Origin of the sequence: Streptomyces sp. CAU 1734 (assembly GCF_039888735.1) — a bacterium.
Classification (GTDB): domain Bacteria; phylum Actinomycetota; class Actinomycetes; order Streptomycetales; family Streptomycetaceae; genus Streptomyces.
On record NZ_JBDQQP010000019.1, the window covers coordinates 24,279 to 37,955 of the forward strand.

Sequence of the window (13,677 nt, forward strand, 5' to 3'; positions counted from 1 at the left end):
GTCAGCACGAGGGCCGCGACGGCTCTGGAGCCGCCTGGGTAACGCGGGCGTGGTGAACGTGCGGGCATGCGGGACTCCCGTGGCAGAGGGGTGAAGGAAAAGTCGCGTCACACCCGGTGGCCGCTTACGAGCGGCCACCGGGTGGTGGGCGGTGTGCGATGGGCGGTACGCGAGCGGCTACAGATGCGGCTTGACGTACACGTCCTGGAGTTGTCCGATCGTCGGCCTGTCGAGGACACCGTTGTATAGGCGGATGTCGTCCACCTCTCCGGCCAGGTGGTCGCCCCAGGTGCCGGCGGCGGTACGGGCCCGGCCCACCTGGAGTCCACCGGTCGCCGGCCAGGTCATGGCGACCCCGTCGACATGGCCCGAGACCCGTTCCGGTGCTCCGGCGACCGGCTCGGCTGCGTTCCCGTCGACGTACAGGCTCAGCCGCTGGGTCAGGGCGTCGTAGGTCACCGTGATGAACTGGCCGATTCCTTCGTCGGGGTTTCCGTCCGCGTACGCGCGGGCCACCGCAGCGGGTGTGTCGGCACTGTCGTTCCCGGGGACGACGAGCTCCCAGTGGCCGCGGCCGCCGCTTGGCGCGGCAGTGAAGCGGACCACGAAGCGGCTGGTTGTGTCACCGGGGAGGGAGAGGAGGGCCTGCTGGGTCGTTGCGTTCCTGCTGGAGAGCCGGACGCGGGCCGTCAGCGAGAAGCTGCCGGTGCCGGCGAGGGGTGCCGTCGCGGTGGCGGCGTGACCGCTGTCCTTCAGAGTCAGACGGCCGCCGTCGGACAATTGCCCCTGGTCATCCTGGCTGATCATGAGGGTGTTGCCCTCGATGACGTCCATCACGGTCTCCTGGGTGTACACCGCGCCGCCGCCCATCACCAGGGGCTGTCCTCCACCGGCCGCGGGGAACGATGATGTCCCGTCTATCACCTGGTCCAGGTTCCAGTAGCCGAGGCGGTCCAATCGGGCCGCGACCATTTTCCTCGCCTCGTCCGCTGTGGTGGCCCGGTTGTAGACCCGTACGTCGGCGAGCTGACCGTGCCAGTTGGCGCGGTAGCCGGTCTTCGTCCGCTCCCGGCCGATCTGGAAGGTGCCGTGAGCCCGCCAGGGCAGGGGATGGTCCGCCTCGGCCTTGAGTTCTCCGTCGATGTAGAGCTTGAGGGGTTTGGCCGCACCCGGGTCGTACACACCGGCAAGGTGCCGCCACTGCTTCTCACACACCGGCTGCGAGGTGCTGCCGGGGCAGGTGCGGTTCGCCGTCGTCACCAGTGTGGTCTCGTCCATGGCCGCAACGTCGGCAGTGGGGAGCGCGAACTCGAAGGTCTTCTTCGCCGCCTGGTACCCAAGCCGGAAGCCCGGCTCGCCCGTGCCGTTCTGACTGGCGACGGTCATGTCCCGGCTCAGGGCATCGGGTTTGACCCATGCGCTGACCGAGAAGCCGCGCTCGGTGTTGAGGACGGGGCGGTCCGTCTCCAGCCAGGAGTCCGCTGATCCGTCGAACTGCATCACCACATCGGCGGCCGTGCCGTTGCCGGCTACACCGGGGGCGACCTTGGGACCGAGCCGGGCAGCATGGTTACCGGACATGTCACGGGCGCTGGTCTCGTTCGTGGCGTCGTCCAGCGCCCACTGGGCGGTTGCGGGTGCGCCGACGACCACGCCGAAGAAGTACGTCGTCGGTTCGCTGGCGTTGTTCGCTCCGTCGTAGGAGGTGACGAAGAGTTTGTGTCCGCCGCGGCTCTGAGGGGTCCACCGCACCGTCACCGGGTCGCCCACCTTGGACGGGGTCACCGTCGCGGCAGGCTGATTGTCGGTGTCGAAGTCGTACACGTACTTGGTGACACGGTCGTCGAAGCGGTCCTCGGTGTTGGGCGAGAGGGTGAATTCACCCATCGTGCCCACTCCTGAGCCGTCGGTCTCGGCGGGGAACTGCTCGGAGTCGACGAGCGGAGCCCCGGGCACGTTCGCGTCGACCAGGAAACGGCAGGTGGGGCTCCAACCACTCCACACGGCGCCGTCACTGACCCGGGCGGAATAGCTGACCACGGTGTTGTCGGGAATGATCTTCCCCTTGGGGGCGATCACCTGATGCTGGAACACCGCGCCGGGCGATGCCGACTTGGTCGTGGCCGGGTAGGACTGTGCCGCGCCTGAGGCGTCAGTCCAGGAGATCTTGAACTCGACCTTCACCGGCTCCGCTTCGGCGGAGCTGTGATCCGGGTCGCTGGGCTGGGCGTACAGCTTAGGCAGGCGGCTCGTTCTGACACCGGCGGTACTGGTGTTGCAGGCGCCACCGGGCAGGCTGGAGAGCCTGCTCGCGGTCAGTACGGCGGGGGGCCGGTTGTAGGTGACGGAGAGGTGCGCGTTGCCGCACAACCGCTTCCACTCGGCGAACCGGCTCTCGTCGGCGGCGCGCAGCCCGAACGTCATTTTCGCCCAGCCGGCCTTGACGGCCGCCTGCACGTCCTTGGCGAGGGCTCCGGTCTCCGCGGACTCGAAGTTGAGGTTGGGAGGCGTGCTGCAGGAGCTGGGCTGGATGGCCTTGTCGACCGTGGCGAGATGGGTGTCCCACAGGGCGCTGGTGTTGCTCCAGCTGCTGGAGGACGAGATGCCGAAGTCCTTGTTGCCGACGCGGTAAAGACGCACCGGCTCTGCGGTGGGAGTGGCGCCGTATATATGGGCGACCCGGGCCGAGAAGGTGGCCTTGAGGATCGTCATGTCGGGGCGGTACGACGTGAGGGGAACCGTGTACATCAGCCGGCGGGTGTCGATGCCGTCACAGGACTTGGCGCTGTAGTCGGTGGGGCACTTGCCCATGCCCTCGTTGCCCGTGAACTTCCAGTTCTGCTCGTTGGGCATGCCCTTGATGATCGAGGTCCACGCGGAGGCGGGACTGCTCACCGTGGGGTCGATGACCACGGGGAAGGAGGCCGGGTTCGCCAGCAGCCCCGCGTCGGGAATGAGGGTGAGGGAGTCCTTGCCAACAGCGAAACCGACGGGTGCGACAGTGGCGTCGGGTGCGGGGGCGAGCGGGGGGCCGTCAGCCGTGGGGCCCGTCGGAGCAGGTGCCGCAGCGGCTGCCTTGGTCGCCTTTGAAACGCGGTTCGGTGCCGTTCCAGGCCTCAGCCGCGCGGCTGAGGCGGCCGCCGGGGTATCCCACATGGCCGGCGCGGCGGCTTCGAAGACGACTCCCTTGGACTGACTGTCAACAGCCTGAATGTCGCCCGACGCCGTCTTGCTCACAGTCAGGGCGTCCGTGCGCAGCCCCAGGTCGATCCGGGCGAGGTCCGGATTGGCGGCGGCTTCGGGCGTCTTGATGACGACGAAGTGGCCGAAGCCCTCGGACTCGGCTCGCACGACCAGGTCCACGCCGGGCAGTACTTCGGCGTACGTGGCGGTGTCACGGCTGACCACGGGGGCGGGCAGCGCCCGGCCTGGCCAGGTGAGGGCGAACTCGCGGCCCGCCTTCCTCACCGAGGCAAACGGGCCCGTGCCGCCGCCGGAGACAGTGAGGTCCACGGTGGCCGACGCGGGCCGCCACCGGCCGTCGGCGGACTTGGCCAGTGTTGTGTCGATGGGCTGCCAGCGGCCCTTGCGCAGTGCGCGTACGGGCTCCAGGAACTCCTGAGCGGTGAAGGTGCCGTCGCCGTTGGCGACCACAGTGCGGCGCTCTTCGCGCAGCCCCGTGACTTCGACAGGTTCCTTTGCCCGGGCGGCTGCCTCTTGGGCGGCCGCCTCCGTGGGCACGCCGTGGGCGACCGCAGCCTTGAGCTGGGCCTGACTGGCTTTGACCGCACCGGTCGTCAGCCCGTCCCTGACGAGCTGTGCACCGCCGTCGGCATCACCGGGGCCGAACCGGCCGCTCGTGACGAGCATGACGGTCGCCACTGCCGCGACGCCCGCCGTCCACGCGCCTCGGCGGCGCACGCTCCTGGACATTGCTTGTTCCCCACCCTTGTTCATCTGCACTGGCACGTTGTCGATGGCGCCCCCAGGGGCCGGGACATCAGTGGATGGCCGCGCCGAACGCCTTGTTGTCGAGTGGAATGCCGCCTCCGCCGGGCCGCCAGCTCTGGGATGGGGCGGTCGAGAAGGGACCGCCCCTGGGAGTGGTCCACGGGTAGTAGTGGACCGCGCGGTCGGTGGCCGGGGCATAGGGCAGTCCGAGGTAGACGGCGCCCCGCGTGGCGAAGAGGTTCGCTCCGGTGAGCAGGTGGTCAGCCGGTGTGGTGGGTACGCCGGCACCGGCCTCGAGCCAGACGTCGCCCGTCCCGGGGGGACCGATGAGAGGCAGCAGGGCGAGACCTCCGACATCCGTGACGGGTGCTCCGGCGTCCTCGCCCGAGTCCTCGCCCGGGGCACCCACGGCCAGGTGGGCATTCTTCGCCGATGGCTGGGTCAGGACATCCTGGTTGGCCACGACCAGAGACTGGCCGAACCGGTCGCCTGCCTCGGCGATGCCCTCTACATCGGGTGAGTCCTGAGTGATCCAGGAGTGCAGGGCCGCGCCTCCGGCCGAGGTCACCTGTGCGATCTGAACACCGCCTGCGTCGGATACATCGCCCACGTCCTCCCCCGGGGCCCCGACGGCGATGAGGGCCTCGAGCGGCGTGGTGGGCGAGGCAGAATTCGGGCAGCAGGCGACCATCGCCAGCGAGGTGCCGTACGCGTCACCTGTCTCGGCCCCGCTGTCACCGATCCCCGTCCGGGCCTGCCCTGACCCCCATGCGGGGTCAGGAATGCCGTCGGTGTTGATCGACGCTTTGAAGACGGAGATCGCACCCGCGCCTCTGCGCTGGTCCATTGATTCGCCTGGAATGCCGACGGTGAACCAGTTGCCCGCTGCGGCCAGGGAGTACCCGAAGCGGTCGTACGCTTCGGCGCTTTCCCACACACCAATACTGTCCTGGGTGAAGCGGGTGACGGTGTACGCCGGGCCGTGGACGGCGACGACCATGCCGATGTCCGGCATGCCGGCGCCGTCCTCTCCCGGGGATCCCGTGATCAGATACTCGATGCCGGTGCTCGACTTGGTGGCCGCGAGAGAGTGGCCGAACAGGTCACCGGCTTCCAGATGCTCCCCAACCCAGCCGTCACTGCCCTGCCGGAAGCCCTTGCCGCTGACAGTGCCCTGTCCGAGGCCGTCGGGTGAGCCGTAGAGGAGATGAACGAACCCGGCGTCCTGAACGGTCCCGATGTCCTCGTACGGGATACCGACCGCGAGATCGCTGCACCCGTCCCGGTTCGCGTCGTACACGGCGAGCGAGAAACCGAATCGGTCTCCCGCCTCGGCGCTGTCGGAGATGTTGGGCGAGTCCTGGGAAAGCTCGACGACCCCCTGGTTATTGCCGAGGACGATCCTGACGAGCCCGGCGCGCTCCTTCTCCGAGACGGTTGCCTCCGGGTCGGCGATGACCGTGTCACGCGCCTGGTCCCCGTTGAAGTCGCTGTCCACACCGCCCTTGCACACGGCGGCGGCCTTCGCCGGGCCCGCCGCCGAGACGTTGACACCAGCGGCGATCAAGCCGCCGAGCGCGCAGACGGCGACCGCACGCGGCCATTTCCCCACCTTGGACACAGCTCTGCCCATCCATATGTCGACTGGTCGACCACATGGCCGAGCAGAAACGATCATGCAGAGTCCCGGTTACCCGAAGCAAGACTTTCAGTGGGGTGTACATTCAATTGGCGGTTACAACATCATCACGCCTGGTGGAGCGGGGAACCGCACCTGAGCTGCCAACTACGAGTTGCCGTGCCGGCAGCGTGAAGTCCGGACCTGGACATCGAAACTGCGACGCGCTCCACCATCGCCCAAGATCCTTGCGGCCACGGATCCACCGCGCACGCAGGGGCGTGGTGATCGAACGTGTGCCTGTGTTGCTCCAGGGCGGGCTGATCCCGGTTCTGTCGGTTCCCGTCCTTCAGCCGCTGGGGCGGGGAGCAGGTGGTTCCCGCCCCAGCGACAGAGGTGTTGCTGCTTCAGGGGGTGGTGGCGACGAGGGTTTTGAGCTGGTGGGCGAGGTGGGGGCTGGGCTGGTGGATGGGGCCGAGTCCGTCGACCTGGTCGACGGACAGGGTCTGGACGGTGGTCCGGACGGCGTCCTCGGAGACCGTGGTGCTGTCCTGGGGGAGGCAGATGTGGACCGCGACTCCCATGGTCGGGGGTTCTCCGGGGTTGAGCACTCTGTGTGCGATGGGGGCGTAGTGGCGGGGCTGGCAGGGGTCGTCGTTGAGTACGGCGGTCTGGCGTGCCCAGTGTTCGGCGTCGCGGAGGTCGCCGCGCGAGAGGTGGAGGAGGTAGAGGCACACGGCGGCGGAGGAGTTGCCGGCGCCGGCGGCGAACTGGAGCCAGAACTGGGCGCCGGCCTGCTGGTCGGCGAGGATCAGGAGGCAGGCGAAGGCCAGTGCGCCGCCGGGATCGAGGGCCTGGTCGAAGCGGGCGATCCGGCGGGCGGCGTCGGCGTCCCGGATGATGCCCTGGCACAGGGCGCGCAGGTCGTGGGCCGCGCGTTCGTGGAGGGCTGCTGGGGGGTGGGGGTCCGGCGGGGTTTCTGTTCCGGTGGCCAGCTGCTGGATCCAGCGGAGTTCGCTGAGTTTTTCGGTGATGCGTTGCCGGGAGCGCGCCAGGTGTTCGGGGGTGTAGCGGCCCTCGAAGACTTTGGCTCGTTTCAGGGCTTCTTCGAGGTTGCGCGGTGCACGGCGCATGGGTTCGTCACTCCTCCCCGTCGGCGTTTTCGTCTTCGTCGATCGTCAGTCCCAGGTCTGTGGCGAGCCGGAGTTTGGCCGTCCGGCTGGTGGACCGGACTGTTGACTCCTTGATGCCCATGACCAGTGCGGTGGTCCGGGTGTCGAAGTCGAGGGCGTACTGAAGCACCATGACATCAAACTGGCGCTCGGGGAGGCGTGCCATTGCGGCAAAGAGCCGCAGACTGTCCTCGAGTTCCGTAATCTGCCCCTCGAACTCGGGGGTGAGGGTGTATTCCGTGCGGAATCGGGTGCGGAAGTCGTCCAGGATCGGTGTCGTGGCGGCGCGGATCGCCCGTTCGAACGCGAGAGTCTCGGCTGCTGCGGGGTCCCGCCCCTGGAGCCGGAGTTCGCCGGCGACCCGTTCCTTGAGGAGCCGCCAGGCGTAGGTGCCGACGTTCTCCTTCTGTATGAAGGCTGGCCAGATGATCGCGAGGTAGACGAACAGGTCGTCGACGAGGTCCTGGGCGTCTTTGTCGCTGCCGAGCTGGACGGTGGTGTATTCGAGCCAGGGCTGGTGGTACTGGGCGTGCATGGCCCAGTAGGGGGCGGGCGGGTAGTCGTCTTCGGAGGTCATGCCGGGTTCCGGAAGGGGCTGACGGGTCACAGGGCCCCTCCCTTGCCGGTGAGAGGGCCGGGTCGCTGTCCCTGGGGCGCTGTGCCTCGGGTTTCCGCGGCCGGGCGGCGTCGCAGCACACTTCGCGCGTGGGGGGCGAGAGCGCGCACAGCTGCGGCCGCAGCCGGTACGAGACCGGTGACTTCGTAGTTCAACGTGGTCCGAGCCCTTCATGATCACCGACGCCCGGGTGGTCCGACCCCGTTGTCGGGCCGCCTGGGCGTCTGGAGCTTCGTTGCTCCTGCGGATCAGGAAAGCGCTAAGACCGGTCAGAACGTGCAGCGCTCTGACCACGAAAAATTAACGGAAGGTAGTCTTCCGAATACGATTAATACCGTACGTGAGTTCACTGGTGCACCCATTGAGGGCGGGGTCCCGTGTGGCACGCCTGTGACCTGCACTACCGGCAAATCATCGCATAATCAACCAACGATTCTGCGACTCTGTGTAATCATTCGAACACTTTATGTGTGATGCAGCTCACGTGCGGGCATCCCGGATGAACACAGGCGACGTCAACGATCAGGCTGAGTCTGCTCACTAAGGCAGTAGCGGACCCCGGCGCCGGAAACGGTCACGCCGCGACAGCCGGGTCCGCAGGCCTTCACGGCCCGGCTGCGCGCCCCGACTTCTCCCCGTGGACCAAGAGCAGCGGCACGGCGCCGACGGCGAGGACTCGGCCCAGGTCTCCGGCCCGCCGCCGCGCCACTCCACGACCGTGGGGTCTGTCAGGTCGAGGTCCTCCGCGTCGGTCATCCCGGCCGCCGTCAGCAACACCGCGATATCGGACACCTTGTAGGCGGTGACGAGGATCTGCCCGTCCCAGCGCACCCGCCGCCACCCGCGCTCATCGGGCGGATACACCACCAGCCGGGGACTCGCCATAACCCCGGCTTCACCCCGGCCCCGACGGACCACACCGCGAACGCCGACGCCCCGTATTGCCGGCCCGGGCGCGCGAGAGGCCCGGACCCTGCCGATGGGACGGCGGAGCCCGGGCTTCTCGGTTCGGTCAGTGAACGGGCGAACCGCTCGCAGGGTCCGTCTCATGCGGCGACCGTGATGCTTGTGTCCATGTCGACGGTGAAGGTCGTGAGGTGGACGGTGCCTTGGGCGACCATGGCGGCGGGACCGGTCAGATACATGGTGTCGTCGGGAAGCACGGCGATACGAAACCGGCAGCCGGGGGTGTCGACCAGGTAGCTGTCGGTGGCGGCCGTACGGTCCGCGTTGCATACGGCGGCGATGGCTCCGGTTCCGCAGGTGCCGCGTTCGTGGACGCGTAGGGCGATGTTGCCGAGGTCCTGGAGTGTGGCCGAAGCCGTGGCGGGCGGCGGCGCGGCCGACGCAGCCCAGCTTTGATCGGCGTTTCGATGCTTCAGCACTCTTTACGGAATGTCACTTGTCACCCCAGTATCAGTTATCTCAACGAAGGCATGGGGGGAGAAGGACATGTCAACGGGAACGGATAAGGAGTACTGGGCGGCGCAGGCGCTACCCAGCGTGCTGAAACACAAACTGCTGGCGCACTACATTCCGCGCTTCGGCGGGATGACCGGCTCGCGCGGGCGCCACCAGGTCGTGTACCTGGACGGCTACGCGGGCGAGGGCCGTTACGAGAGCGGTGACTCCGGCTCCGCGGAGATCGCGATGCAGGTGGCCGCCCATCACCAGGCGAAGAACGCGCTGCGGTGGAGCTGCTTCTTCGTGGAGCAGAAACCGGAGTCTGTGGCCCGGCTGGAACGGGTGGCGGTTCAATACCGTGCCCAGGGCGTGGATGCCCGCGTGCACCACGGCGATGTGGATGGCGTGCTGGACCAGGTTCTGCGAGCGGCCGGAGGACTTCCGCTGTTCTTGTTCCTTGATCCGTGTGGTCTGGGGTTGCCGTTCGACCGGATCGTGCAGACGCTGAACCAGCGGCGCGCGTCCGGGAATCTCTGGCAGCCGACCGAGTTTTTGATGAATTTCAGCATGGATGCGGTCCGCCGCCTGGGTGGAAATGCTCATTCCGCCAAGGGTCTTGAGCGGTCCTCTGAGCGCTTTGATGAGGCATGTGGCGGTCGATGGTGGCGGGAGCACTTTCGTCCTGACAAACCGGTAGCGGCAGACGCGGACGAGATTGTCGCGGCCCAGTACGCCGAGCGGCTGGCGGAGAGGACGGGCATGTTCGTGCAGTCTGTTCCCGTCGTACGCAAGCCAGAGCAAAAGGCTGTCTATCACCTCGTGTTCGGTACCCGCAGTGAGCACGGGTTGTGGTTCTTTGGCGACAGTGTCGCGCGGGCCCGGAATGCCTGGTGGGAAGGTCTGGAGTACAAAGAGGAGCAGGAAGACCCGGGCGCCTTGTTCTCCGTTGCCTCGATGATCCGCCCGGATCCGCAGGATGTGGCCGACGCGGCCCTGCCCGTGATCGCCGACAACATCGAGCGGATCCTGAACCGGCAGCAGCAGCGGCCGTTCAAACTGCTCAACCACACCCTGGAGGTGTTCGGTGACTACTACGGTCAGGTCACCGAACCCGCCGCGCGCAATGCCGTCAAGCTGCTGCACAAGAGCGGCAGGACGGCCAGCACGGGCATCGGCGGGAAGACGCACGAACTGGTCGTCGAACCTCCCCGGTGAAGGCAGGGGTCAGACAACCGTGAGAACGGGCTTCTGATCCCAGGTACGGCCCTGCAGGGTGCGGCCGCCCGCCTTGGGCGTGTGGCCGCCCCATTGCTTGAAGAAAAACGCCACATCGGCGTCCTGGCAGGCGTCGCGGATCTGTGTCACCCAGGCTTCGTCGAGCGGCCGGTGACGTGGGCCGGATTCTCCTCCGGCAATCACCCAGTGAATGCCTTCCAGGTCCAGCCCGTCCAGCGGCCCCAGTAGTGGCTCACAGGACAGGAACCGGACGGCGGCGGGTACCTGCCGCAGATCGTCCACGCGAGGCAGTTCCTTCACGGTCTCCACCGAGACCCCCACCCACAGGTTCGGCGGCCATTCCAGCCGGCCCGCGACCTGCCGCATGCGCCGGGCCCGCTTGGTCAGCACCTGGTAGGTGTGCTGCGGGGTGTTCGCGATGACCTCGAAGACTTGGCGCACGAAGCCGATCGGAATCTTGGCGTGGAAGAGGTCGGACATCGAGTTCACGAACACCGTCCGCGGGCTCTTCCATCCGTACGGAACGTCCAGCGCATCCGGATGCACCGTCAGTCCGAAACCCGGACCGGACGTCCGCGGGTCACCATCATTCTGATATTTGGCCGCACCCATGGCCTTCAGCCGCTTTGACAACGTCAGCGCATAGCAGTTGTCACACCCCGAGGACACTCGGTCGCACCCCGTGGTCGGGTTCCATGTTGCTTCTGTCCACTCGATCGAACTCCGGTCAGCCACAGCTGCCCTCTCCCTGTCGCGTCTCACTCCCACATCAGCCGGCTGTCCACTGGCCCGCCCAGGCGGCCGGGCGACCGGGCGCCGTCAGAGCGCCGAACTCTGGCCATCCAACCACCGTCTGCATCGCGTATCAGCCTGATGCCAGTTGGTCTCACCGCTCCGCATATCTACGCGGCAGACCGCCAGCTTCGGGCCAGCCGCAGACGGGCGAGAAACGCTCGCAGCCCGGACGGGCTGCCTGCCATCTACTGGCGGCCTCGGCCTGAAGCCGACGATCAAGGGCAGTGCAGACTTCAAAGAAGTTTGCCAACTTCGTGAATATCTCGATCCTTCGTGAGATTATTGGTTTTTGGCCAGATGGATGCGAGGGGTACGGAGATGGCTGAGGGAGACGGGACGCCGCGGGTTCTGCGGATCAGCTTCGAGTTCCACGTTCCGCGTGCGCTGAAGAAGAACATTCACGGGGCGCGGGTCGACAAGGCTCTGGACACGCTTGCGGAACGGGTCCTGGGATTGGCTGAAGGGCTCTTCCCCTGGGCCGACCGGGCTGTGGTCCGCAAGGAGTGGCTCTACAACTGGACCGACGACCGGAAGGAGATCCCCCTTCCGGCCACAGAGGACAACACCCCGAAGTAGTCCGCGTAATCGCTCTCCACCAGGAGGTGAGAGGCTTTTGTGCGCCGTTCCATGTTGTCGAGGAGGTTTGGTGGGAGAGAGGGACGTCGTGCCGGTGGCCTTGCCCGGCGGGGCGAGCGACGGGGTTCCGGCCCAGCTCATCCCCTCCGTGTTGACTAAGGACGCGGTCCGCCAGGGGCGCCCGGTAGTGGTGTTCGTCGCCGGGCAGGCCAGCAGCGGCAAGACCCTGGTCATGGATCTGGTGCACGCAGCCCTTGACCAGCGTGGTGGTGCGGTGCGGGTGGAACGCGACGCGTACAAGGCCCACCACCCCAACTACAGCGGCTTCCTGGCGGAGGATGTGCGGACGGCCGGCGTGCGGGTGCGGGAGGAGACCTACCGCTGGCAGGCCGAGATCGAGGCCCATGCCCGTACACGGCGGTATGACGTGGTGGTGGAGGAGGCCTTGGGGGATCCGGAGGGGTGGCGGGCTTCGCTGGCCGGTTGGCGCCGGGCCGGGTACCGGATCGAGGTTGTGGCCCTGGCCGTGCCCGAGGCCGTGTCCCAGCTGGGTGTGCTGGACCGGTATCTGCGACTGGCCGAGGAGGGCCGGGCCCGGTATGTGGGGTGGGGCAATCACGATGCGTGCGCGGCCGCGTTGCCCGCCGCCCTCGCCGATGTGGAGGCCGGGTGTCTGGCCGACCGGGTCACCGTGGTCCGGCGCGCTGGCGAAGTCCTGTACACCAACAGGCGTACGCCCGAAGGCCGGTGGGACCGCCCGCCGGGTGCGCGCGAGGCGCTGCTCGTCGAACGCTTACGGCCGTGGAGCGCGGCGGAGACCGGGGTCTTCCGCCGGGCTCTCGCGGATGCCGACCGGCGTGCGCACGACCCGCGGCTGCCCGGGGACTGGGCGCTGGCCGTGCGGCGTGACGCCGAGCGGGCCGCCGCGCTCGCCGAGCCCGTCCGGCGTGTGGCCCAGCCCCGGCCAGAGGCGCCCGGGGTTGACTACCACCGGCTCTCCGCTGAAGAGCACCGCTGGATTTTCGATGTGCTCATCGCCCCGTCCTTCCTGGAGGGCATCACCTGGCAGGAGCGGCCGGTAGCGGTGTTCGTGATGGGGCAGCCCGGCTCCGGCAAGTCCAGCATGACGCCGACGCTGCGCCGCGCGCTGCGCGGCCGGCCGACGCGGATCAGCGGCGACGACTTCAAGACTGCCCATCCGGACTACCTCGAACTGCTGAAGGAGGAGCCGCGTACCGCAGGTGCCCGGATCCGGCCGGACTACCGGGCCTGGCAGGCGATGGCCGAGGCGTACGTACGTCAGCGGCTCGGGGACGTGGTCGTCGAGATCGCCCCTTCCAGTGCGGCCGGGTTCCTGGACAGTGTTCTGCTGTACCGGGAGGCGGGCTACCGGGTGGAGCTAGTCGTCCTGGCTGTGCGTGCGGCGGACTCCCGCCAGGGCACCGCCGACCGCTGCGCCCAGGTGCGACGGCTCACCGGCCTGGGCCGGTTCACCACCGCCCACGGGCACGATGCCCATTTCGCCGCGCTCGCCGAGGCGGTGGCGGCCGCCGAGCAGGCGATGGTGGCCGACTCGGTGATGGTGCTGCGGCGCGACGGCAGCGTGCTGCACCACAGTGGACCCGTCTCACGGGGCGGCCGGCCACCTGCGGCGAGTGCGGCCGGAGCACTGCTGGCCGAGCAGATGCGGCCCTACACCGATCAGGAGGCCGCGAGGTTCTGGACCGTACAGCGCCGCCTTCGGGCCGAACTGCCCGACTACCGCGGCGATGTGGAGCAGATCGCCTCCCTGGCACGGCCGCTGATGCCCGGCCATCTGCAACCACGGCGGCTTCCCGGTCCCGCCCCGGTGGCCGCGCTCCCCATGGCCCGCGCAGACGCCGGCTTCGGCTACGACCCGCCGGCGTCCAGCTCCTTCAGCCGGGCCGCGTAGAGGGCGCTGATGCGGGCGACCTCCTCGGGCGCGGCTTCCTCCAGCCGCTCCCGGCCCCGCACGCATGCGCGGTACTGGGCGATCAGCCGGTCCAGCCGCTCAGGGGCGGAATCGGGTGAGCGCCGCTCGGCGCGGATCCGCTCTCCGTACCAGGCGATCACCAGCCCCACAGTCTCGGAGGCCACCGTGTTGACAGGGCCAGGGCAAGAAGGGGGCGGTGGGGGGAGGGAGATGCCGGATCGTGCACGAGAACAATCAACCTATGCCGTACGGGGCGCGCCGGCGGCATCCTGACGGACACAGCGATGCGGCCGGTGGTGGACTGGTTTCTGGCCACGGCCGACAACGATCCTTTTGTTGTTTCCTCGTCGAAGGC

General features: G+C 68.1%; 11 protein-coding genes. 3 read left to right on the top strand and 8 right to left on the bottom strand.

Annotation, left to right across the window (positions count from 1 at the left end; translation table 11 throughout):
- Positions 1–177 precede the first annotated feature (177 nt).
- From AAFN69_RS29595 to AAFN69_RS29620, 6 genes are all read right to left on the bottom strand, one after another.
- Positions 178–3,933: a LamG domain-containing protein gene (locus AAFN69_RS29595; protein WP_347731942.1), complete on the bottom strand. Its 3,756-nt coding sequence runs from the start codon at positions 3,931–3,933 to the stop codon at positions 178–180.
- A gap of 67 nt (positions 3,934–4,000) precedes the next feature.
- Entirely contained in the window at positions 4,001–5,572 is a 1,572-nt protein-coding gene (locus AAFN69_RS29600; protein WP_347731943.1) for a VCBS repeat-containing protein, read from the bottom strand.
- Positions 5,573–5,976: 404 nt separating this feature from the next.
- Positions 5,977–6,702 (bottom strand): hypothetical protein, encoded by a 726-nt coding sequence (locus AAFN69_RS29605; RefSeq protein WP_347731944.1) that lies wholly within the window; start codon positions 6,700–6,702, stop codon positions 5,977–5,979.
- Between the two features lie 7 nt (positions 6,703–6,709).
- Positions 6,710–7,318 carry a sigma-70 family RNA polymerase sigma factor gene (locus tag AAFN69_RS29610; protein ID WP_347731945.1) on the bottom strand — a complete coding sequence of 203 codons (609 nt, stop codon included), beginning with the start codon at positions 7,316–7,318 and terminating at the stop codon, positions 6,710–6,712.
- A 579-nt stretch (positions 7,319–7,897) separates the two neighbouring features.
- Entirely contained in the window at positions 7,898–8,242 is a 345-nt protein-coding gene (locus AAFN69_RS29615) for a hypothetical protein (protein ID WP_347731946.1), read from the bottom strand.
- A gap of 161 nt (positions 8,243–8,403) precedes the next feature.
- Positions 8,404–8,742, bottom strand: coding sequence for a hypothetical protein (locus AAFN69_RS29620; protein WP_347731947.1), 339 nt, complete (start codon positions 8,740–8,742; stop codon positions 8,404–8,406).
- Positions 8,743–8,809: 67 nt separating this feature from the next.
- Here AAFN69_RS29620 and tcmP point away from each other — a divergent pair, with 67 nt between their 5' ends.
- The gene (tcmP, locus tag AAFN69_RS29625; RefSeq protein WP_347731948.1) at positions 8,810–9,976 is read left to right on the top strand and encodes a three-Cys-motif partner protein TcmP; all 1,167 of its coding nucleotides are present in this window, start codon (positions 8,810–8,812) and stop codon (positions 9,974–9,976) included.
- A gap of 9 nt (positions 9,977–9,985) precedes the next feature.
- Here the strand turns inward: tcmP and AAFN69_RS29630 are convergent, their stop codons facing one another.
- Positions 9,986–10,732 carry a phage Gp37/Gp68 family protein gene (locus AAFN69_RS29630; RefSeq protein WP_347731949.1) on the bottom strand — a complete coding sequence of 249 codons (747 nt, stop codon included), beginning with the start codon at positions 10,730–10,732 and terminating at the stop codon, positions 9,986–9,988.
- 378 nt (positions 10,733–11,110) lie between these two features.
- On the opposite strand from AAFN69_RS29630, the gene AAFN69_RS29635 reads away from it, so the two are divergent.
- The gene (locus AAFN69_RS29635; RefSeq protein WP_347731950.1) at positions 11,111–11,368 is read left to right on the top strand and encodes a hypothetical protein; all 258 of its coding nucleotides are present in this window, start codon (positions 11,111–11,113) and stop codon (positions 11,366–11,368) included.
- 70 nt (positions 11,369–11,438) lie between these two features.
- A complete protein-coding gene (locus tag AAFN69_RS29640; protein WP_347731951.1) occupies positions 11,439–13,301 on the top strand; it encodes a zeta toxin family protein in 1,863 nt (620 codons plus the stop codon).
- On the opposite strand, the gene AAFN69_RS29645 is transcribed toward AAFN69_RS29640, so the two are convergent.
- Complete coding sequence (locus AAFN69_RS29645; RefSeq protein ID WP_347731952.1) at positions 13,259–13,486, bottom strand: hypothetical protein; 228 nt, start codon at positions 13,484–13,486, stop codon at positions 13,259–13,261. The two genes, AAFN69_RS29640 and AAFN69_RS29645, sit on opposite strands and share 43 nt — an antisense overlap.
- Positions 13,487–13,677 lie beyond the last annotated feature (191 nt).

What these genes read in the sequence shown, in the direction of transcription:
- AAFN69_RS29595 (WP_347731942.1), bottom strand. Translation starts at nt 3,933, where the DNA reads ATGTCCAGGAGCGTGCGCCGCCGAGGCGCGTGGACGGCGGGCGTCGCG.
- AAFN69_RS29605 (WP_347731944.1), bottom strand. Translation starts at nt 6,702, where the DNA reads ATGCGCCGTGCACCGCGCAACCTCGAAGAAGCCCTGAAACGAGCCAAA.
- AAFN69_RS29610 (WP_347731945.1), bottom strand. Translation starts at nt 7,318, where the DNA reads ATGACCTCCGAAGACGACTACCCGCCCGCCCCCTACTGGGCCATGCAC.
- AAFN69_RS29615 (WP_347731946.1), bottom strand. Translation starts at nt 8,242, where the DNA reads ATGGCGAGTCCCCGGCTGGTGGTGTATCCGCCCGATGAGCGCGGGTGG.
- tcmP (WP_347731948.1), top strand. Translation starts at nt 8,810, where the DNA reads ATGTCAACGGGAACGGATAAGGAGTACTGGGCGGCGCAGGCGCTACCC.
- AAFN69_RS29635 (WP_347731950.1), top strand. Translation starts at nt 11,111, where the DNA reads ATGGCTGAGGGAGACGGGACGCCGCGGGTTCTGCGGATCAGCTTCGAG.